The organism is Micromonospora sp. NPDC007220, from assembly GCF_040634035.1.
Classification (GTDB): domain Bacteria; phylum Actinomycetota; class Actinomycetes; order Mycobacteriales; family Micromonosporaceae; genus Micromonospora; species Micromonospora reichwaldensis.
The window spans coordinates 1-19,893 of record NZ_JBEYEU010000020.1 but is presented as its reverse complement, the minus strand read 5'-3'; the positions used below and the strand labels follow the sequence as shown (position 1 = coordinate 19,893).

Sequence of the window (19,893 nt, the reverse complement as noted above, 5' to 3'; positions counted from 1 at the left end):
GGTGCTCAGCCGGCGGTGGTGACGAGGATCTTGTCCTTGCCGGTCTTGTCCTTGGCGTTCTTCTTCATCGCGGCCTCGAACATCTTGCGCCAGCTCGCCACCTGTGGGTGACGGCGCAACAGCGCGCGACGTTCGCGTTCGGTCATGCCGCCCCACACTCCGAACTCGATCCGGTTGTCCAGCGCGTCGGCCAGGCACTCGTACCGAACTGGGCAGCTCCGGCAGATCCGCTTCGCCACGTTCTGTTCGGCGCCCTGTACGAACAACGCGTCCGGGTCCCCGTTCTGACACGCCGCCAGCGACGGCCAGTCAGTGATCATGCCCATCTGTACACGTCCCCCCTTGCAGTACCTACCGACCCCGTCGCGGACCAGCCGGCAATCCCCCCGATCGCCCTGCCCGCCTTCCCCAAGGCGGCACGGACGACATGTGGCGCTGTCGCCGCCACCATCATGCTCTGTAGTCGCCTGATTACGCAACGTTGTCGGCGAAATCCATCATTCCGGACACTCCCGGCTTCCCGGGCTTCGCGACCGCCGGTTACCCCGTCGGGGTCCGTGAAAACGCTGCGGGCCCCCTCCGTCAGGAGGGAAACTCGGCGGCGGATTCACGCAACCTCGCACCGGGGGTCGTGCGTTTAGCACAACGAGGTCGGCGCGCGCAGGAAATGGGGAAAGAACGCCCCGGCGCCCCTCGTTCCCTACTCGCGTACCCTGTCGAGGTGACCTGGATGCGGAAACGTGACCACAATGTGCTGACCAACGCCGCATCGCTACTCATCTGTGGCCTGTTGGCCGGCGTGGTGGTCGCGGCGGCGGCCTTCCCCGCAGTGGCGATGTCCGGACTGGCCGCGAAGGCCGGCGCCGAGACCTTCGGCGCACTGCCCAAGGAGCTGACCGTGGCCCGCGCGCCGCAGATCAGCTACCTTCTCGCCTCCGACGGCAAGACACCGCTGGCGACCATGTACGACGAGAACCGTCGCGACGTGAAGCTGGCCGACATCGCGCCCGTCATGCAGAAGGCGATCATCGCCGCCGAGGACCACGACTTCTACAAGCACAACGGCGTCGACCTCAACGGCATCGCCCGGGCCTTCGTCAACAACCAGTCCAACGCGTCCAGCCAGCAGGGCGCCTCGACGCTGACCATGCAGTACGTCCGCCTCGCCATCGCCTACTCGGCGAGCCACCCGGCGGACGTGGTCGCGGCCACCGAGGACACCAGCGCCCGGAAGCTGCGCGAGATGCGCTACGCGATCCAGATCGACAAGGAACTCTCCAAGGACGAGATCCTGGAGCGCTACCTCAACATCGCCGCGTTCGGCAACGGCGCGTACGGCATCTACGCCGCCAGCCAGGTCTACTTCAACAAGCCGCCGAGCAAGCTGAAGCTCGAGGAAGCGGCCATGCTCGCCGGCATGGTGAAGGCGCCGAGCACCAACGACCCGACCACCAAGAGCGGCCACGCGGCGGCCCTCGCCCGGCGCAACTACGTCATCCAGAACATGGTCGAGACCGGCGCCGTCACCCAGCAGGAGGCGGACGCGGCGAAGGCCACCAAGCTCGTGGTCACCGGCAAGCGGGCCCCCAACGGCTGCGTCTCGACCAACGAGAAGGGCTGGGGCTTCTTCTGCGACTACTTCTACCGCTGGTGGATGGGGCAGGAGACGTTCGGCTCGACCTCGTACGACCGGGAGCGGCGGCTGAAGAGCGGCGGCTACACCGTCATCACCACCCTGGACCCGCAGGCCCAGCGGGGCGCCGACAAGGCCGTCCGCAAGGCCAAGTCGGAGAAGAGCAAGGAAGCCGCCATGGTGGCGGTGGTGGAGCCGGGCACCGGCCGGGTGCGGGCGCTGGCGGTGAACCGGAACTTCAAGCTCGACGACCCGAAGAAGCCGGCCAACAAGGAGCACAGCGACCCCAAGCAGCGCAAGAAGGGCAAGCGCGGCAACTACCCGAACACCGTCAACCCGCTGCTCACCGGCGGCGACGGCATCACGGGCTACCAGGCCGGCTCGACCTTCAAGATCTTCACCATCGTGGCGGCGCTGGAGAAGGGCATCCCGCTCGGCTACACGATCAACGCCCCGCAGGCGTTCAAGTCGGAATACATCGTCGAGGCGGGCAGCCAGGCCGCCTGCCCGGGCACCAACAAGTACTGCCCGACCAACTCCGGCAAGAAGGCCGGCGGCGTGCAGAACATGTGGAGCGCCTTCTCCTCCTCCATCAACACCTACTTCGTGCCGCTCCAGCAGCAGGTCGGCGCGGAGAACGTGGTCGACGTGGCCAAGCGGCTCGGCATCCAGTTCCGGGTCAGCAGGGAGAACGACTGGGCCAACAACAAGGCGGCCGCGCACGACTGGGGCGCGTTCACCCTGGGCGTCTCGAGCACCACCCCGCTTGAGCTGGCCAACGCCTACGCCACCCTCGCGGCGGACGGCAAGTACTGCGAGCCCATCCCGGTGCAGATGATCAAGGACCCGGAGGGCAAGAAGCTCGACATCGCCAACCCGCGTTGCGAGAAGCGGGTCAGCACCGAGGTGGCCCGCGCCGCCGTCGACGCCGCCCGCTGCCCGGTCGGTGACAACTCCTCCACCAGCAAGTGCGGCGGCAGCCGTACGGCGGCCGAGGTCAAGCAGGTCGTCGACGCGCCGGTGGCCGGCAAGTCCGGCACCACCGACTCGGAGAAGAGCGCGGCCCTGGTCGCGATGACCAAGCAGTACGCGGTGGCCGGCATCATGGCCGACCCGGACTGGCCGCAGACCAACGTCAAGATGAAGCACAAGCAGAAGGACGGCATCAACCCGCCGGTCTACGAGACGCTGCGCGACGCCATGAAGGGCAAGGACCGGAAGAACTTCGAGCCCCCGGGCAAGAAGATCTCCGAGGGCGACCAGCGCCGGATCCCCGACGTGAAGTGCCTCGACCCGGAGCAGGCGAAGTCCCGGATCAAGGCGGAGGGCTTCGACGCGATCATCTCCGACATCAAGGTCCCGTCGAGCTGCCCGGCCGGCAAGGCCGCCGGCACCAGCCCCGACGGCCGGACCATCAAGGGCGGCGTGGTCACCATCCAGATCAGCTCCGGCGGCGGCACCGCCCCGGGCACGACGCCCGACAACAACCGGCCGAACACCCCCGGCCGACCGCCGGGTCGATCCGGCGGCTGAGCCGGCCGGACGAACGCCACGGGCGGGCACCCTTCGCGGGGTGCCCGCCCGTTTCGCGTACGCGGGTCGGTGCGGCCGGAGTCAGAGGCCGAGCTGTCGGCGTACCTCGGCGGCGACGCGACCGCCCTCGGCCCGGCCGGCCACCGCCGCCTGGGCCGCCTTCATGGCCGGGCCCATCTGCGACTTGCCGGTGAAGCCGCCCGCGGCGAGCGCCCCCGAGACCAGCTCGGTCAGCTCGGCGTCGGGGAGCTGCTTCGGCAGGTAGCGCTCCAGCACCTCGCCCTCGGCGATCTCCTTCGTGGCCTGCTCGGTGCGGCCGGCGTCGCCGAAGGCGGTGGCGGCCTCCCGACGCTTCTTCGCCTCCTTGGTCAGCACCGCGAGCACCTCGTCGTCGGTGAGCTCGCGCTTGGCCTTGCCGGCGACCTCGGCGGTGCCGACGGCGGCCAGCGCCATCCGCAGCGTGGAGGTGGTCAGTTCGTCGCGCGCCTTCAGGGCGGCGCGCATGTCGGCGGTCAGACGGTCCTTCAGCGTGCTCATGGTCGGTGAAACTACCCTGAACGGCATGCGAAAGCGCACACTATTCCGGCTCGCGACCGGGACCGCCGCGCTCGGCGCGGCGACCCTGGCCTACGCGTCACTCGTCGAGCGCAACATGTTCACCCTGCGGCGGTACGACGTGCCGGTCCTGCCGGCCGACGCGGAGCCCCTGCGGGTCCTGCACCTGTCGGACCTGCACATGATGCCCGACCAGGGGCGTAAGCAGCGCTGGGTGGCGTCGCTGGCCGCCCTCGACCCCGACCTGGTCGTGGTCACCGGCGACAACATGGCGCACCCCGGCGCCGTGCCCGGCGTGCTGCACGCCCTCCAGCCGCTGCTCGACCTCCCGGGGGCCTTCGTCTTCGGCTCCAACGACTACACCGGGCCGGTCTGGAAGAACCCGTTCACCTACTTCCTGCCCGACCGGGAGTACACCGAGGGCGTCGAACTGCCGCACGAGGAGCTGCGGGACGTCTTCGTCGGCGCCGGCTGGGCGGACCTGAACAACGCCCGCACCACCGTCAAGGCCGGCGGCCGGGTCGTCGAGCTGCTCGGCGTGGACGACCCGCACGTCGAACGGGACGACTACGACTCGGTCGCCGGGCCGGTGTCGCCCACCGCCGACCTGTCGATCGCGCTCACCCACTCCCCCGAGCCGGCCGTCCTCGACCGGATGGCCGCCGACGGCTTCGGGCTGATGCTCGCAGGGCACACCCACGGCGGCCAGGTCTGCGTACCGGGGGTCGGCGCCCTGGTGACCAACTGCGGCCTGCCCCGCTCCATGGCACGCGGCCTGCACCGTTGGCCCGGCTCCGACTCGTGGCTGCACGTCTCCGCCGGCCTCGGCACCCACCCGACCGCGCCGGTCCGGTTCGCCTGTCCGCCGGAGGCGAGCGTGCTCACCCTGATCCCTCGCTGACCCTTGCGCCGGTGATCCGCCGGGCTGCCGCCTACGGCCCGGCGGCCCGGCGGCTCGGCGGCTCGGCGGCTCGGCCGGTTGACGAGCGAGGCGGAATTGGCTGCCGGCAGGCAGCCGTGCAGGGTGAGCGTCGGATCCGTCCGGGGACCTGGCTGTGTTCGCCCTGTCGAGCTGAGTCGTTCACGACATCAGGCGCCAGACGGGGTCGGCGCCCGGCGGGTACCGCACGGTCCGGGAGGACCCGCAGGGCGGTGGGGGTACCGAGTTGGACCACCGACGGGGGTGGGCTACTATTTGTCGGCACGCCTCGGGGTGTGGCGCAGCTTGGTAGCGCGCTTCGTTCGGGACGAAGAGGTCGTCGGTTCGAATCCGGCCACCCCGACCAGAGGTAAGAGCAGGTCAAGGCCCCTCCAACGAGGGGCCTTGATTCGTTTCTGACGATCATTGCTTTCTCGAAGGCAGCGAACGACGCGAGCACCCTGCGATCCCGGTCTCGAGTCGAGTGCGTGTAGCGGTCCAAGGTGAGCCCAAAACGGGACGTGACCAGCGCGGCGACCAGGCTGCCGCAGGCCACGGCAGGGCGCACCTGAGTTCCGCTTCAACGTCTGATGGTCGCCGGTCTTTGCGGTTGTGCCACGGAACCGGGAGCAGGGGGATGTGGTTGTCACGCTCCGAATCGTCGACTGCGGGCCGAGTAGGAGCGCAGGGCGCGCAGGAAGTCGATCTTCCGGAAGCCGGGCCAGTACACGTCGCAGAAGTACAGTTCGGAGTAGGCGGCCTGCCAGAGCAGAAACCCGGACATGCGGCGTTCTCCGCTCGTGCGGATGACCAGATCAGGGTCGGGTTGGCCGCCGGTGTACAGGTGCGCCGCGAGAGCCTCGGCGGTTAGTCGTTGTGCGACGTCGTCGAGTGTGGCGCCCGCTCGTGCCTCCTGTTCCAGCAGGGAACGAACTGCACTGACGATTTCCTCGCGGCCGTCGTAGCCGATGGCGACTGTGAGATGGAACTCGGCACCGCGTTCGCGGGTGGCGTCTTCCGCGAGTTTCAGGGCGTGGCGTGTCGAGTCGGGTAGGACGTCGGCGCGGCCGGCCAGGTGAAGCTGCCAGGGATTGGCCGGGCGGAGGAGCGGCTCCGCGACGACCTCCTCGATCATCCGCATCAGGTTCTCCACCTCTTCGGATGCCCGTTTACGCATGTTGTCGACGGAGGCGATGAACAGAGTGACGTGATGGATGCCCATGTCGGCACACCAGCCCAGTACCTCGTGGACGTGTTCCGCGCCGTACCGGTGGCCTATCCCGGGGTCATCGAAGCCCGCCTGCCTGGCCCACCGGCGGTTCCCGTCCATCACCATTGCTACGTGCCGTGGCAGCGACTTCCCGGCCAGCTGGGCGCGGAGGCGGCGGGTGTAGAGCCGGTAGGCGCCACGGCGTATGGGCTGCACCATGATCGAATGAAATCACCTCATCGGCGCTGGCGTTGGCCCGCGCGGACTGTCGACAGCAACGGTGACAGCTACGAGCCGGAACAAAGACGCCCACGCCCGGCGTCGCGTGGACGGTCGGTCGAGGCGGGCGACGGATGCGGACGCAGGCAGACGAACCGCACGGTTCTTGTAAGCGAGGCGTCGTGCCTCGGAAAGCGACCCCGGCTTACCGGGGAAGCGGGTTGGCGACGTAGACGCCCTTGCCTTGTCGGCCGTCGATCAGGCCTTCGGCCTTGAGTAGGAGCATGGCGGCGCGAATAACGGTGTTGCTGACCTTGTAGTGCTCGCAGAGGGCGGCGAACGAGGGCAACTTGTCGCCCGGCTTCAACTGGCCGGAGCTGACCTGCTCGCGGATCTCCCGGGCGACCTGTAGGTAGGCAGCTTCAGACATAGGTGGTGCTCCCAGCTTGGCGGCTGGTGCAAGCAGACCACACCTCCGGCTCGACTTACAACGCTATGTGTCGTAGCTGTTGACCCTGCGCACATTGCGTCTTAAGTTGCTGGTGGAGCTACCCAGCTTGGCGGCCGGGTCGTCCTGCCGTGGGTGCCCTGTCTCCGGACACGGCTGACCGGGCACCCACGGGACCCCAGCGTCGGCGGGAGGCGTGATGACCAGACCGAACGATGCAACTGGTTCGACCGCAGGTCCCGTGCGGGACACCGGCTACCACCAGAGGCAGAACAACAGCCGGCGACGCGTGTCCTACGACGAGTACGTCTTGGCGGCGGCGTTGACGCTCGCCCGCCGGCACCGGCCTGTCTGGTCATGGCGGCACTGGCGGCGTATCTGCCGCTGTGGAAGCGACCTGCCGTGCCGAAGCCGTCATCCCATCCCGATCAACCGGGGCCACTGGCCGAGCCAGGATGCGCCGCGATGACGACACACCTCCCGGTCACACCGGCTTGGACGTGCTGCGGCTGCGGTGCCGACTGGCCCTGCCAGCCCAGACGGCGCGAACTACGAGCGGAGTACGACCGCGCCCCGGTGTCGCTGGCCCTCTACCTCGCCGCCCAGCTCGTCGACGCCGCCCAGGACCTGGCCCACATCCCCGCCGGAAACCTGCACCACCGATTCCTCGGCTGGACCCGATGAGCATCCTGCGGCCCGGCGACGAGAAGTTCCACTACAGCGACGGCTCCCACAAGTGGATCCCACCCGACCCCGACTACGACCAGGAGGTCTGGAACGAGCAGGTCCGCCAGCACAAGGAAGGCCACCTGAGAAACGAGCAGCCCAAGGTCCGCATCCAGCGCCTCATCTGACGCCAGCAGTACAGCAGCGAAGTACAGCAACCGTGTCAGCCGAACCAGGCCAAGCCGAGCCTCAGCAGAGCCCGTGACCTCGGGAGCAGCCTGACCCGACCACGATGCAGCCAGTTCGGGACGAAGAGGTCGTCGGTTCGAATCCGGCCACCCCGACCGAGATGGGCAAGGCCAGGTGAGATGTCATCTCACCTGGCCTTTTGCCACATCCGGCTTGATCTAGCTCGTTGAGCTACGCCACTGTCGTCCCGCCGCCTTGGTCGTCGTTCTCGTCGGGAGTCAGCGAACGACTCCCGCACCCGGTCCGCGCCGGCCTCGAACGCGTGCGTGTAGCCGGGCCGCGCGGGACTTCGGGTAGGGCTTGAAGGTTCTCCGCGATGATGCGATCCCGCACGGCCAGCGCCAGCACAGCCCGCAGCGGCGGCAGCACTTCCGGACGGTCGCCGGGGCCAAGCGCTGGTCCAGCTCGGTTGCCCACGCCACCGCGCCGTGGCCGCCCGGTACGACAAGTTAGCCGTACGTTACGAAGCCACCATTCACGTCACCGCCATCAACAAATGGCTACACGCACTTCGAGACACGCCCTAGCCGCGGGCGGGCGAGTCCAGGTGCTCCCCGAGCAGGCGCTGGGCGGTGACCCCTTCCGTGACCGCTCGCTGACCGGCGTAGCAGACCCAGTGCAGCCCAGTGGCGTCCACACCCTTGCATCCGCCCGCGATATTGCCCTGATCGTCAACGAACGCGTGCTTGACGTCGGTGTAATCGGTCGCTGCGGGCCGAGGTGCCGTCTTTACCTTCTCCCGCTTAGCAGGATTGGGCAGCACGTCTGACTTCGGCGCGCGGCTGAGAGTGCAGTCGAAAACGACGTGGTCGGTCGTGGTGCACGACGGGTCGGTGCCCTCGAAGATCACGGCAGCGCCGGGCATGCCGCTGGACACGGTTTCCTCGGTGAGGTATGCGACAGCGGCCGCCGTACCGGCACCGGCCGCAACCACTCCGGCGGTAATCGCTGTGATCAACCCGGCCCGCGACAGTCGGCGACGACTCCTGCTGACCGGGGCAATCTGCGGAGTTCGTTGTTCATTCATTGGCACGTGAACCTCCAGGTCGTGGCGCTTGCACCTGGTCTATGCCAGAAACCCGGTCCGATGTTTCACCGGAGGAAGACCACAGCCCACAAGGGTGTGGTTTGAGCGTCAAGGCGGGCAATCGACCGGCTTTCCAGCGGAGCAGAAGCGGCATCGACGGCTGGGCTGGTCTCAGTTGTGGCCTCATCCGCCGATTGGGGATCTCACCCCCTGTAACACCGGCACCCGATGATGCTGCGGACGGCCCCCTGCCTGCTACTGCGATCAGCGGCAACCGGACCGGCCATGACCTCACCGGATCGACCATGACCAAGACGTCTGGGGCGTGCAGCAGCGCCCGAAAGGCTGTTGCCGCCCATCGAGCCTGCACGATTTGATGTCCACAACTTTCCGGCCGGACGATCCCGGCTGGATACGGGGAGGGCCATCCACTGTGATAGTTACCTGGCCACGTCGTGGCCTCATCGGCGCGCTCGCGCTGACGCTGGGCGTCAGCGGGCTCGCCCTCGTCGCGACCGGCAGTCCCGCCGTCGCGGCACCGCACTACGAAAGCGCTCCGTCGATCCAGATCGGCTGGACCGACTCCGCCACGCCGCGCAAGGCGTACGGGTGGAACGACGAGACACACATGCCGCTCGGCACGTCCGTGGACGACGCGGGTGTCAGCCACACCTCCCGGGTCTACGCCACCTTCGATCTGTCCGCCTACGAGGGCCGGAAGATCTACGGTGGGACGGTCTTCATCGAGGAGTACAGCGCCGCCGACTGCGGAAAGCGGGCGATCGAGATCTGGCGCACCAAGCCGGTGAGCACCACGCCCACCTGGAACAGCGCTCCTGAGCCGCTGACCAAGCTGGACGAGGTCCTCACCCCGGAATGGTGCCCGAAGGCGACCCTGTCGTTCGACGTCGGTGCCGCCGTGCAGGACGCTGTGGCGCGCAAGCAGCGCCGGATCACGTTCGAGATCCGCGTCCCGGAAGCCAACGAGAGCGACCCGGCCTACGGTCGTCGGCTCAACTGGTACCGCAGCGTCGGCCTGACCACGCAGTACAACTCGGTGCCGAAGGGCGACAACGCCCACCTCTACAACGGCGGGTTCCCGTGCACCCAGTTCCGTCCGTACCCACGGCTGGCCGGCTTCGCCAACGTGCTCCAGGCCCTCGGCACCGACGCGGACCCGGATGACGAGTACCGCCTGACCAGTGAGTTCGCAATCTGGCCGACGGGCGATGCGGCGGCCCGACAGGTCTTCACCAGCCAGCACGCCATCTCGGGTCGGGTGCACACGGCCAACCTGCCGGCGGGCACGCTCGTCGACGGCAAGTCGTACGCCTGGCAGGCCCGGGTGGGTGACGGGGCGGACTTCTCGGCCTGGTCGAAGAAGTGCTTCTTCACCTACGACGACACCAGCCCCACGGCACCGACGGTTGCCTCCGCGAACTACCCGGCCACCGACACCGGCCAGCAGGCCCCGGCGGGTGTGCCGGGCGTCTTCACCTTCTCCGGCGGCGGCAACAAGGACGTGGCGGGCTTCCAGTACTCGTGGAACGGCCTCGGGGTGAACACGTGCGCGGCCACGGGCGACCTGGGCCAGTTGGTCTGCCGCGATCCGTTCAGCCTGCCCAACACGGTCAGGGCGGACGTCCCTGGCGGCTCGGCGACCGTGACGCTGAACCCGACCGGGGCCGGGCCGCAGCAGTTGACCGTGCGTTCGCTCGACCTCGCCGGCAACATCTCGGCTCAGACCGTCTACAAGACGATGGTTCCCTGGTCCGCGCCGGATGTCCGGGTCGAGAACGGAGATCCGCAGTGGGGACAGGAGGTGGTGCTGAAGTTCGCCCCGGCGGCCGGCGTCACCGGCGTCCGCGAATACGAGATCGTCCTGGACAACGGGGATCGCGAGACGAGGCAGGCCGCCGAGGACGGCACCGCGCACTTCAGCTTCATCGCCGGCAATCCGCATGGGCACTCGGTGCGGGTACGCAGCAACAGCGACAACGGCTTCGTCTCCACAGAGGCCAGTTGGTCGACCTACTTCTACCCCGGCCCGGGCGTCAAGTCGGATGTCTACGTCCAGCCGCCGGACGGTTCGCCGGTCGGCGGAGTGGGAGTCGCAGGCACCTTCACCTTCTCCCCGCCGCCGGGCTGGACGGACACCGTGGCCTACCGGTACTCCTTCGTCGACGGCGAGGAGCTGACCGAGATCGCGGCTGATGCCAATGGTCGCGCAACGGTCACCTGGACGCCGACGACGAGCGGTTGGGTGCTGTTGACCGTGTACGCCGTCAAGCCCGACGGCACCTTGAGCGAGTACGGCAACTGGTACTCGTTCGAGGTGGCGGCCAGTTCCTGAGCCCTGCTCCTAGGTGACGGAGGGCCTGGCACCTGCCGGGCCCTCCGTCACGTACGACGGCGCCGGTCAGTCCTGCTGTTCGGTGCGGGCGATCTCGGCGAACGCGTCGGTCAGGTAGCCCTCGACGGGCCGGCCGGTGACGGCGAGCAGGTCGGCGACGAGCAGCGGCGCGTGCCGCACCACGGCGGGCGGGTCCGGCGGCGACTCGTCGCCGTCCGGGTCGTAGACGCCGAGGGCGCCCGCCAACAGCACGAGCACCACGTGCGGGTCGACGTCGGGCTGCCACTGCGCGGCGTCGCGGACGCAGCCTTCGAGCACCTGGCGGACGTCGTCGCCGTCGAGGCCGTCGGGGTGGGTCTCCTCCAGCAGCAGCCGGACCACCGCGCCGAGCACCAGGCCCGACCGTTCGGCCGCCGCGAGCCGGGCCACCGCGACGTCGTACGCCTCGGGGGCGCGCTCGCGGGCGGCGGCGACCGCGTCGGTGGTGGCGGCGGCGATCTCGCGGGCCGCTGCGGGCAGGTGTCGCCAGGCTGTGGTCATCCCGACCAGGATCGCAGAGAGGTACGACGCCCCGCCGCCGCGCCTGCGGTGTGACCCCGCGCACACGGCGAACGGGAAACTCGGCGCGAAAAGGCCTCGCGCCGTGTCACACCCAGCACACAGAATCGGGGGATGCTCAGTCGCGCCCTGCCCCGCCGTTCCGAAGCCCGGCGGATGCTCATCGGCACGCTGTTGTCGGCGATCGGGCGCGGCCTCACCCTGCCGTTCCTGTTCATCTACCTGACCGACGTCCGGGGTCTCACCGACACCCGCGCCGGCCTGGTGATCGGCTGGTACGGCGTGATCACCCTGGCGCTCTCGCCGATCGGCGGTGCGCTCATCGACCGGTTCGGCGCCCGCCGGATCCTGCTGTCGGGCCTGCTGATCGAGGCGGTCGGCACCGGGTCGCTGGCCCTGGTCGACTCGAGCGCCTCGGCGTTCGGGGTGATGACGCTGGTGGCGATGGGCAGCTCGGTCATCTGGCCGGGGCAGAACACGATCCTCGCCTCGCTCACCGACGCCGACGAGCGGCAGCGGGTCTTCGGGCTGAACTTCGCCCTGCTCAACCTCGGCATCGGCGTCGGCGGCCTGACCTCCGGCGCGATCGTCGACACCGCCCGCGAGGTCACCTTCCAGGCGATCTACGTGCTCGACGCGATCAGCTACCTGATGCCCGCGCTGATCCTGCTGACCCTGCCGCACGTGGGCCACCGGCTCGCCGCCGGACCGGCCGGGGAGCGGACGTCGGCCGGCGGCTACCTCACCGTGCTGCGCGACCGTCCGTTCCGGCGGCTCGTCATCTTCGGCCTCGTGCTGACCACCTGCGGCTACGCGCAGATCGAGGTCGGCTTCACCGCCTACGCCATACGGGTGGCCGAGGTGACGCCGCGCGTGGTCGCCTGGGCGCTGGCCGGCAACACGGTGATGATCGTGCTCTCCCAACTGCTGGTCCTGCGGCGGATGGAGGGGCGCAGCCGCACGGGCGGGCTGGCGGTCGTGGGCGGGGTCTTCGCGATCGCCTGGCTGGTCCTGGGGGCCGGGGGCGTGGTCGGACCGGGCAACGCGCTGCTTGCCGCCCTCTGCGTCGTGGCCTGCTCGGCGATCTTCGGCTTCGGCGAGACGCTGCTGTCGCCGGTGATGCCGGCGCTGACGAACGCGCTCGCCACGGACGCGCTGCGCGGCCGGTACAACGCCATGAGCTCGATGATCTTCGGCATCAGCGGCGTGATCGGCCCCGTCACGGCGGGCCCGCTGCTCGGTGCGGCCGACGGCCGGATCTGGGTCGTGGTGGTCGTCAGCGGCTGCCTGGTGGCCTCGCTCATCGCGCTCTCCCTGCGCCGGCTGCTCACGCCGGCCCAGGACGGCCGCGCGCCGGCCGCCCCGCCGGCCACCGAACCGGCCCCCGTGCAGGCCTGACCGCACCGCCCCGCCGCGCACGCGGACCGTGGACGGCGGGCACCGAGCGTCCGGTCCCCGGCGCTGCTAACGGCGACGGGCCCCGGAGAATCCGCCAGGGATGCTCCAGGGCCCGTCAGGTGCGTACCGCTGCCGTCAGGCGGTGGGGACCTCCGCGGTGGTCCGGATGCGGTCCAGAGCCGGCGCCGAGACCGGGGACTCGGCGGTCAGGTAGGCCACGAACGCGTCCAGGTCGATCATGCCGGTGACCGCGTTGGTGCCGCCGGTGAGGACGGTGAAGCCGTCGCCGCCGCCGGAGAGGAAGTTGTTCACCGTGACCCGGTACGTGGCGTCGGCGGTTACCGCCACCCCGCCGAGGGTGAGGCTGCCCCGGACGACCCGGGTGCCCGTGCAGGCGTCGGCGACGGTGCCGGTGGTGCCGGCCGGGTCGACGACGTAGCGGACGGTCGACGACGGGTAGAGCGTCCGGCCGGTGACGAACTGCTGCTCCAGCATGCAGTAGAGCTGGGCGCCGGTGAGGTCGAGCGTCACGAGGTTGTTGCCGAACGGCTGCACCGTGAACGCCTCCTCGTAGGTGACCGGGCCGGCGTCGAGGTCGGCGCGTACGCCACCGGGGTTCATGAAGGCGGCGACGGCGCCCTGCTCGTCGTCGGTGGCGGCGAGCTGCGCGTCGGCGATCACGTTCCCCAGCGGGGACTCGCCCAGGGTCGTACCGAAGAGGGTCTCCTGGGTCTTCTTGATCTCCGTGGTGGTCTGGCCGACCTCGCGGCCGGCCACCGGGCCGAGCACGGTCTTGTAGCGGTTGATCAGCGCGGTCTGCGCCGGGTCCTTGGGGAGGTCCCGGGTGACCACCACGTTCTCGGCCTTGGCGCTGATCACGTCGCCGGTGCGCCGGTCGATGGAGAGGTCGATGTCGGTGACCAGGCGACCGAAGGAGCTGGCGCTGGTGACCAGCTTGCCGGCGATGTCGCAGTTGTACGCCTGGTGGGTGTGGCCGCTGACGACCACGTCGATGGACGGGTCCATCCGGTTGGCGATGTCCACGATGGGGCCGGAGATGCCCTTGCAGTCGTTGATGCCGCCGGTCGCGTCCTGGGTGCCGCCCTCGTGCAGCAGCACGACGATGGTCTCGACGCCCTGGCGGCGCAGCTCGCGGGCGTACCGGTTGGCGGTCTGCGCCTCGTCGGCGAAGGTCAGGCCGGCGACGCCCTGCTGGCTGACGATCCGCGGGGTGCCCTCCAGCGTCATGCCGATGAAGCCGACCTTGACGCCCTGCACCTTGTGGATGGCGTACGGGGCCAGCAGCGGCTGGCCGGTCGCGGTCTTGAACGCGTTCGCGGAGAGGTACTGGAAGCCGGCGCCCTCGTACGGGGTGCCGTCGACGCAGCCGTCGACCGGGTGGCAGCCGCCGTTCTGGATGCGCAGCAGCTCGTCGGCGCCCTCGTCGAACTCGTGGTTGCCGACGCTGGCGTAGTCGAGCCCGGCCAGCGAGAGCGCCTCGATGGTCGGCTCGTCGTGGAACGCGGCGGAGAGCAGCGGGGAGGCGCCGATCAGGTCGCCGGCCGCCACGGTGATGGTGTTCTGCTTCTTGGCGTGCCTGCGCAGCTCGGCGAGCTGGGTGGCGAGGTGTTCGGCCCCGCCGGCGGGCTGCCCGGCGATGCTGCCGCTGGAGCCGGACGGCGGTTCGAGGTTGCCGTGGAAGTCGTTGAGGGCGAGCAGCTTGACGGCGACCGGCTTCGGGCCGGCGTCCGCCTGGTCGGGGGTGGTCGTGACCGCGCCGAAGGCGGTCACGGCGAGCGCGGTCAGGCCGATGGCGGCCCGGCGCATCCCGGGGATGGACATGGAACTCCTCGTGGGAAGCCGGCGCGGGCACCCGGGTGACGGTCCACCCCGGGGGCGGGCCGCGCCGTCGACAGGTTCGGTCGCGGTGGCGAGGGTGGCCGAGCGCCGCCGCGTCGCGGACAGCCTCTCATCGTCGCCCGCCCCGGTCGACCGGGGCGGGGGTGCAGACCTGCGCAAACTCGCGGCCGGCGACCGTCCGGACGGGCGTTTCCGACATGCCCGGCAGCCTGGGCGCCGGCCGGCGGAGGGGTGCCGCCGGCCCCGGCTGCCCGGGGCCGGCCGCCCGCCTCAGCAGTACGTGTAGCTGCCCTTGCTCCCCCACGAGCAGGAGTCGATCAGGGTGCCGGACGAGTTGCGCAGGGACGCCTTGTCTCCGGTGTTGTTCCAGATGTAGGCGCCCGAGCCCCAGTAGCGGTGGGTCGAGCTGTTGGTGCCCTTCCCGGTGTGCACGAAGACGCTGGCGCCCGGGGCCAGCCGGAAGTCGCCGGAGAACTTGTAGACGTGGTTGGACTGGTCGCGCAGCGTCCAGTACTTCAGGTTGACGGTGGTGGAGCGCCGGTTGGTCAGCCGGACGTACTCGGCGTTCAGGCTGGAGTTCGAGCGGTTGTCGGCGCCCGGCGAGTTGTAGTAGGCCTTGGTGATCTGGACGGCCGGGGTGGCGGCCTGGGCCGGGCCGGCGGTGGTCAGCGACACGCCCACCGTGACGGCGAGCGCCACCGCGAGACCGATCAGCCTTCTCCTCATGCGATTCCCCCACACAGACGGCCGGTCGTGGTGCCGGCGGATGAGCCGTACCCGCGCACGGCCGGCCGAGGTTATCGATCTCCTGCGGTGATTGTGGACGGTGAAACGGCCGCCCCGGGCGATTGCGTCCGCCCGGTTGATCCGCTGTCGGCCGGCGGGACGTGCGCCGCTCGTCCGACCGACCGCCGGGGTCACCGTGCGGCGCGACGGCGGCCACCGAGCGTCCCGCCCCCGCCCGCGTTCGGCGTCGGAGGCCGTACGGTGCGTCGGTCAGCCCGGCACCTCGGGCAGGTCCGTGGTCAGCCCGGCACCCTCGCGCCCGTCCGTGGTCAGCCCGGCCCCCTCGCGCCGGTGCGTCCCGGCGAGCAGCGCCGCGACGGCTGCGGCGTCCCAGGCGCCGGCGACCCCCGGCCGAGCCAGCAGGTACTGGGCGATCCGGTCGGCGTCCCAGCCGTGCGACTCGCGCAGGCCACGGGCGATCATGTTGAGGTAGGCCGGGGCCGGGGCCTGCCACGGCACCTCGGACGCCGCCCACGGGGCGGTGAAGGTCAGCAGCGGGAGCCCGTCGAGCCGGCCGGGGCAGAGCAGGGTCTCGTACCGGCCGGGGCCGAGGGTGGCCCTCCCGGTGGCGACGGCCTCGGCGATCAGGCCGGCGTCGGCACCGGGTTCCCGGTACATCTCTGGGCGGCCACGTCGGCGAACTGCCCGACGTCGAGCAGGTAGGCCCGGGCCGCCGCCTCGCCGGGGAGCGCCGGGTCGTAGAACGCCATCCCGCCGGTCCAGGCCCGCGACTCGCCGGCGAAGTAGACGCCGCCGGGCAGCGACACCGGCACCGTACGCCTGGGGGGTCGCGGGTCCCGGCAGCCCGGATACGTCCGCCGCCCGCCGGGCGGGCAGCCTCCCGCCAGGTAGAAGCCGAGCCGGGCGGCGTGCATGTTCGACCCGTACGCGACGTACCAGACCTCGCCCACCACGGCCGACCGGTCCCGGCGGTCAGAAGCCGCAGGTCATGCCGGCGGCGTGGCTGGCCTGCACCAGGTGCGTGGCGCAACCGCTCCCGGTGACCTTGTGCAGCAGGAAGCCGGTCGGCTCGACGACCCAGCCGAACTGGTCGTCGGCGCTGGTGGTGAGTGAGCTCTGTCGCCAGGTGCTCGGCGCGGTGGTGAGCACCGTGCCGGCGAAGGTCACGGTGACCGGGCGGTGGACGTGCCCGGCGACCACTCGGACCACGTGCGGGTGGCGGGCGATCACCTCGGCCAGCTCGTCGCCGTCGGTCAGCCGGATGTCGTCGAGGAACGGGATGCCGACCGGTGCCGGCGGGTGGTGCAGGCAGACCACGGCCGGCACCTCGGGTCGACCGGCCAGCACCCCGTCCAGCCAGCCGAGCTGGTCCTCGCCGAGGCAGCCGGCGTCGCCCCCGCCCGGCATCAGGGAGTCCAGCACCACGACAGTCGCCTCCGGGTGGTCCACGTGGTAGTGCGCCGAGAAGCCGCCGCCGAGCCACGGCGTGCCCCCGAAGGCGTCCAGCAGCGACTCCCGGTCGTCGTGGTTGCCGGCGACCAGGTGCACCGGCAGCGGGAACCGGCCGATGACCTCGCGCAGGGTCGCGTACTCGTCGGGGCGGCCACGGTCGACCAGGTCGCCGGTGATCACCACGCAGTCGGGCCGTGGGTTCAGCGCCAGCACCCGGCCCAGGGCGCGGTGCAGGCCGGCGGCCGGCTCGGCGGCGAGCACGCCGGTGGTCAGGTGCGGATCACTGAGCTGGGCGATGAGCATCGGTGCCTCCACTCGACCGGGACCCTCACGCTATCGCCGCGGGCCCCGGCGCGCGGCCCGCCCGTACCCACAGGCCCTGTCCACAGCCTGTGGATGGCACATGTGTACGAAAGTCTCGACGATCTTGAATCCCGCTGGTCCCGCGCCTGCCTGAGTACGCTTGATCGCGGGCCCGCCCGCCGGTCGCGGCCCTCCCTACCTGGAACGACGTGCCGAGTGGATCACGAGCGAGTCATCCGTGACGTCACGGTCCGCCTCCCCATGGCGTCGACCGTCGTCGAGGCGTGCCGGTGGACCGTCACCGCGCTCGCCCGCCACGCGCCGGCCACCATCTCCGTCCTGCTGCACGTCCACGACCGGCTCCGCTGCGTCGCGGCCACCGGCTCCTGGCAGGTCTTCTCCACCGTGCCGCCGAAGACCGGGATCGTGGGCCGCGTGTACGCCTCCGGCGAGACCGCCGTGGTGCCCGACGTCGCCGCCGACCCCGACTACATCCCGGTACGCCCCGACGTCACCGCCGAGGTGTGCGTACCGGTGCTGGACCCGGCGGGCCGGCCCATCGGGGTGCTGGACCTCCAGTGGTGCGGCCCGGCCGACCTCGGCCCGTGGCGCGACACCGCCGAACGGCTGGCGGCCCGCCTCGGGGCCCGGATCGTGGCGCTCGGCGGGCCACCGCCGGAGAGCCGCAGCGAGAAGCTCCTGCGGCACGCCGCCGCGCTGACCTCCGCGTCGACGGAGTGGGACCTGTTCGCCGCCGCGATCGCCGCCGCCCGGGACGTGTCCACGCTCTCCGCGGCGGTACTGGTGCTCGCCGGCCCGGACGGGCCCCGCCTGGGTACGCCGCCGGCCACCCCCGGCGAGCTGGAGGCCCGGATCCGGGCGGAGCTGACCGAGGCGGACCCCGCCGCGCTGGACGGACTCGTGGCTCGCGCCCACCGCCACGGCGTGGGCTACACGCTCGGCGAGGCGGGACACCCGCCCGTGCCCGACCACCGGCCGCTGACCCGGGCCGGGGTGCGCACGCTGGTCGCCGTGCCCGTCGGCCGGCCCGACGACGGCGGGGTGCTGCTGGTGGCCGACGAACGACTGCTGCGCCCCGACCCGACCACCGTCAACCTGCTGGAGCTGCTCGCCGGCCAGGCGTGGAGCTGCCTCGACCGGCTGCGTACCCTGGCCCGCCTGCGCGAGCAGGCCAACTCGGACCCGTTGACCGGGCTGCGGCACACGGGGCCGTTCGGCCAGCGGATCGCCGTGGCCACCCCGGGGCGTACGGCCCTGCTGGCGATCGACGTCGACGGCTTCAAGGCCGTCAACGACACGTACGGCCACCAGGCCGGCGACCGGGTGCTCGTCCGGCTGGCCCGGGCCCTGGAGGGGGCGCTGCGGCACGGCGACGAGCTCTACCGGATCGGCGGCGACGAGTTCGTGGCGGTGATCGAGGTGGGGCGCCCCGAGGAGGCGGTCCGGATCGCCGAGCGCCTGGCCGAGGCGGCGCGGCAGATCGGCCGCACGATCAGCGTCGGGGTGGCCCTTCCCCGCCCGGGAGAGTCACCCGAGGCCACGCTGCGCCGCGCCGACCAGGCGCTCTACGCGGTGAAACACCACGGCCGCGACGGCGTACGCCTGGCCCCCGCCTGACCGCCTCCGTCCGGTCACCGTCGGCGGCGGGCGACGTTCACCGGCTTCTGCTCGTTCGGGGGCATCTCGACCCGGGCGACGCCGGCGTGCCACCGGGTGTGCAGCGCGGTGTCCGCGATCCACGCCCCACACCGGTGGCAGACCTCGACGTCCTTCGGCCGCCGCCCCGCGGGCAGCAGTTCCCCGCCGGCGTTGTCGGTCCCCGTGAGCGGGTTGGCCTCGTTGTCGGCGAGCATCCAGAGCCGGTGCCACGTGGTCTTGATGTCCTCCCGGGAGACCCCGAGCGCGAGCAGCAGCTCGGTCAGGTTCTCCCACTTCGGCGGCTTCCTGGCGGTGAAGATGCGGCTGATCGTGGAGGTCGACAGGCCGATCGAGGTGGTCCGGATGATCGTGCGGTAGGACGGGTTCCCCGCCTGCCGGTAGGTCAGCTTCAGCTGACGGACGAGTTCGGTGAGGTGAGGGCTGCCGGTCTCGGAGCCTGGGCCCTCACGCCCGGCGTTGTTCGTGTTCGTGGACATCGGCGGCGCGCCGTGGTCGCCGGTGCCGGACGCGGGTCCGGCACCGGCGCGCTTCGTCGGCGCTACACCCCCCACCGAGGGCCAGGCGCCCCGAGCAGCCAGGTGGAGACCCGGCCGGCGACGGCGCCGGTCAGACAGACCGCCAGCGCGACCTCGGTCGGTGGCCGACCGGTCAGCAGCACCGCACCCGCGAGGACGGCGACCGCCGCAGTCACGAGTGCCGTGGGCAGCGGCCCGTGGACGCCAACGGTCCGGCGGGCCACCTCGCCGGCCAGCAGGACGACCGCACCCGCCGTCAGCAGGGTCTCGTCCAGGGCGCGCCCCGACAGCAGCAGGGCCACCGACGTGGCGATCACGATCACGATCACGATGACGCCGGGCCACCAGGCCCCCGGCTGCGGGGCCGGTTGCCGGGTTGCCGGGAGGCCGCATGGAACGGCCGCCCGGCGGGGGTCGAGGGATGGTTGTTCGGTCATCCGGCTCGGAACTCCTTCGGTCGTGGCGGCCGCGCGGCCGCCCCCCAGATGAGCGGGGCGGGCGTGCGCCCCCGCGGGAGGGGCGGGGGGGGCGGCCGCGCCCCCCGGGGGGGGGTGGCGGGCCGCCGGGG

General features: G+C 71.1%; 20 protein-coding genes and 1 tRNA gene. 8 read left to right on the top strand and 13 right to left on the bottom strand.

Going from position 1 to position 19,893, the window contains the following annotated elements:
* Positions 1-5 precede the first annotated feature (5 nt).
* The gene (locus ABZ573_RS25360; RefSeq protein ID WP_132238543.1) at positions 6-326 is read right to left on the bottom strand and encodes a WhiB family transcriptional regulator; all 321 of its coding nucleotides are present in this window, start codon (positions 324-326) and stop codon (positions 6-8) included.
* A gap of 404 nt (positions 327-730) precedes the next feature.
* On the opposite strand from ABZ573_RS25360, the gene ABZ573_RS25355 reads away from it, so the two are divergent.
* Complete coding sequence (locus ABZ573_RS25355; RefSeq protein WP_327029871.1) at positions 731-3,166, top strand: penicillin-binding protein; 2,436 nt, start codon at positions 731-733, stop codon at positions 3,164-3,166.
* Positions 3,167-3,247: 81 nt separating this feature from the next.
* Here ABZ573_RS25355 and ABZ573_RS25350 read toward each other — a convergent pair whose 3' ends face one another.
* Entirely contained in the window at positions 3,248-3,703 is a 456-nt protein-coding gene (locus ABZ573_RS25350; RefSeq protein WP_151453586.1) for a GatB/YqeY domain-containing protein, read from the bottom strand.
* A gap of 25 nt (positions 3,704-3,728) precedes the next feature.
* Between ABZ573_RS25350 and ABZ573_RS25345 the strand changes: the two genes are divergently transcribed.
* Positions 3,729-4,622, top strand: a complete 894-nt coding sequence (locus tag ABZ573_RS25345) for a metallophosphoesterase (RefSeq protein ID WP_151453585.1) — start codon at positions 3,729-3,731, stop codon at positions 4,620-4,622.
* Between the two features lie 308 nt (positions 4,623-4,930).
* Positions 4,931-5,007: transfer RNA gene (locus tag ABZ573_RS25340), tRNA-Pro, on the top strand.
* A 279-nt stretch (positions 5,008-5,286) separates the two neighbouring features.
* Here the strand turns inward: ABZ573_RS25340 and uppS are convergent.
* Both uppS and ABZ573_RS25330 read right to left on the bottom strand, forming a co-directional pair.
* Entirely contained in the window at positions 5,287-6,069 is a 783-nt protein-coding gene (gene uppS, locus ABZ573_RS25335; protein ID WP_151453584.1) for a polyprenyl diphosphate synthase, read from the bottom strand.
* Positions 6,070-6,274: 205 nt separating this feature from the next.
* Positions 6,275-6,499, bottom strand: a complete 225-nt coding sequence (locus tag ABZ573_RS25330) for a winged helix-turn-helix domain-containing protein (RefSeq protein WP_151453583.1) — start codon at positions 6,497-6,499, stop codon at positions 6,275-6,277.
* A 483-nt stretch (positions 6,500-6,982) separates the two neighbouring features.
* Between ABZ573_RS25330 and ABZ573_RS25325 the strand changes: the two genes are divergently transcribed.
* Both ABZ573_RS25325 and ABZ573_RS25320 read left to right on the top strand, forming a co-directional pair.
* Complete coding sequence (locus tag ABZ573_RS25325; RefSeq protein WP_151453582.1) at positions 6,983-7,201, top strand: flavin reductase; 219 nt, start codon at positions 6,983-6,985, stop codon at positions 7,199-7,201.
* A complete protein-coding gene (locus tag ABZ573_RS25320; protein ID WP_165947716.1) occupies positions 7,198-7,371 on the top strand; it encodes a hypothetical protein in 174 nt (57 codons plus the stop codon). The genes ABZ573_RS25325 and ABZ573_RS25320 overlap by 4 nt, the downstream gene beginning before the upstream one ends.
* A 584-nt stretch (positions 7,372-7,955) precedes the next feature.
* On the opposite strand, the gene ABZ573_RS25315 is transcribed toward ABZ573_RS25320, so the two are convergent.
* On the bottom strand, positions 7,956-8,459 hold the full coding sequence (locus ABZ573_RS25315) for a hypothetical protein (RefSeq protein WP_358121451.1): 504 nt from the start codon (positions 8,457-8,459) through the stop codon (positions 7,956-7,958).
* A 433-nt stretch (positions 8,460-8,892) separates the two neighbouring features.
* Between ABZ573_RS25315 and ABZ573_RS25310 the strand changes: the two genes are divergently transcribed.
* Positions 8,893-10,812, top strand: coding sequence for a hypothetical protein (locus ABZ573_RS25310; RefSeq protein WP_358121449.1), 1,920 nt, complete (start codon positions 8,893-8,895; stop codon positions 10,810-10,812).
* A gap of 66 nt (positions 10,813-10,878) precedes the next feature.
* Here ABZ573_RS25310 and ABZ573_RS25305 read toward each other — a convergent pair whose 3' ends face one another.
* On the bottom strand, positions 10,879-11,352 hold the full coding sequence (locus ABZ573_RS25305; protein WP_358121447.1) for a hypothetical protein: 474 nt from the start codon (positions 11,350-11,352) through the stop codon (positions 10,879-10,881).
* Between the two features lie 132 nt (positions 11,353-11,484).
* Between ABZ573_RS25305 and ABZ573_RS25300 the strand changes: the two genes are divergently transcribed.
* Complete coding sequence (locus tag ABZ573_RS25300) at positions 11,485-12,768, top strand: MFS transporter (RefSeq protein WP_151453577.1); 1,284 nt, start codon at positions 11,485-11,487, stop codon at positions 12,766-12,768.
* A gap of 135 nt (positions 12,769-12,903) precedes the next feature.
* Here ABZ573_RS25300 and ABZ573_RS25295 read toward each other — a convergent pair whose 3' ends face one another.
* The 5 genes from ABZ573_RS25295 to ABZ573_RS25275 form a co-directional block, all read right to left on the bottom strand.
* Positions 12,904-14,610: a bifunctional metallophosphatase/5'-nucleotidase gene (locus ABZ573_RS25295; RefSeq protein ID WP_151453576.1), complete on the bottom strand. Its 1,707-nt coding sequence runs from the start codon at positions 14,608-14,610 to the stop codon at positions 12,904-12,906.
* Between the two features lie 288 nt (positions 14,611-14,898).
* Complete coding sequence (locus ABZ573_RS25290; RefSeq protein ID WP_151453575.1) at positions 14,899-15,354, bottom strand: lamin tail domain-containing protein; 456 nt, start codon at positions 15,352-15,354, stop codon at positions 14,899-14,901.
* A 270-nt stretch (positions 15,355-15,624) separates the two neighbouring features.
* Positions 15,625-16,032 (bottom strand): hypothetical protein, encoded by a 408-nt coding sequence (locus ABZ573_RS25285; protein ID WP_358121445.1) that lies wholly within the window; start codon positions 16,030-16,032, stop codon positions 15,625-15,627.
* Entirely contained in the window at positions 15,999-16,328 is a 330-nt protein-coding gene (locus ABZ573_RS25280; protein WP_358121443.1) for a hypothetical protein, read from the bottom strand. Before ABZ573_RS25280 ends, ABZ573_RS25285 begins: the two co-directional genes overlap by 34 nt.
* Positions 16,329-16,347: 19 nt before the next feature.
* Positions 16,348-17,130 (bottom strand): phosphodiesterase, encoded by a 783-nt coding sequence (locus tag ABZ573_RS25275; RefSeq protein WP_151453574.1) that lies wholly within the window; start codon positions 17,128-17,130, stop codon positions 16,348-16,350.
* Between the two features lie 216 nt (positions 17,131-17,346).
* On the opposite strand from ABZ573_RS25275, the gene ABZ573_RS25270 reads away from it, so the two are divergent.
* Positions 17,347-18,768 carry a diguanylate cyclase gene (locus ABZ573_RS25270; protein ID WP_151453573.1) on the top strand — a complete coding sequence of 474 codons (1,422 nt, stop codon included), beginning with the start codon at positions 17,347-17,349 and terminating at the stop codon, positions 18,766-18,768.
* A 14-nt stretch (positions 18,769-18,782) separates the two neighbouring features.
* Here ABZ573_RS25270 and ABZ573_RS25265 read toward each other — a convergent pair whose 3' ends face one another.
* Together ABZ573_RS25265 and ABZ573_RS25260 are read right to left on the bottom strand one after the other, a co-directional pair.
* Positions 18,783-19,286 (bottom strand): helix-turn-helix transcriptional regulator, encoded by a 504-nt coding sequence (locus ABZ573_RS25265; protein ID WP_151453572.1) that lies wholly within the window; start codon positions 19,284-19,286, stop codon positions 18,783-18,785.
* A 62-nt stretch (positions 19,287-19,348) separates the two neighbouring features.
* Positions 19,349-19,762, bottom strand: coding sequence for a hypothetical protein (locus ABZ573_RS25260; protein WP_358121440.1), 414 nt, complete (start codon positions 19,760-19,762; stop codon positions 19,349-19,351).
* Between the last annotated feature and the right edge of the window lie 131 nt (positions 19,763-19,893).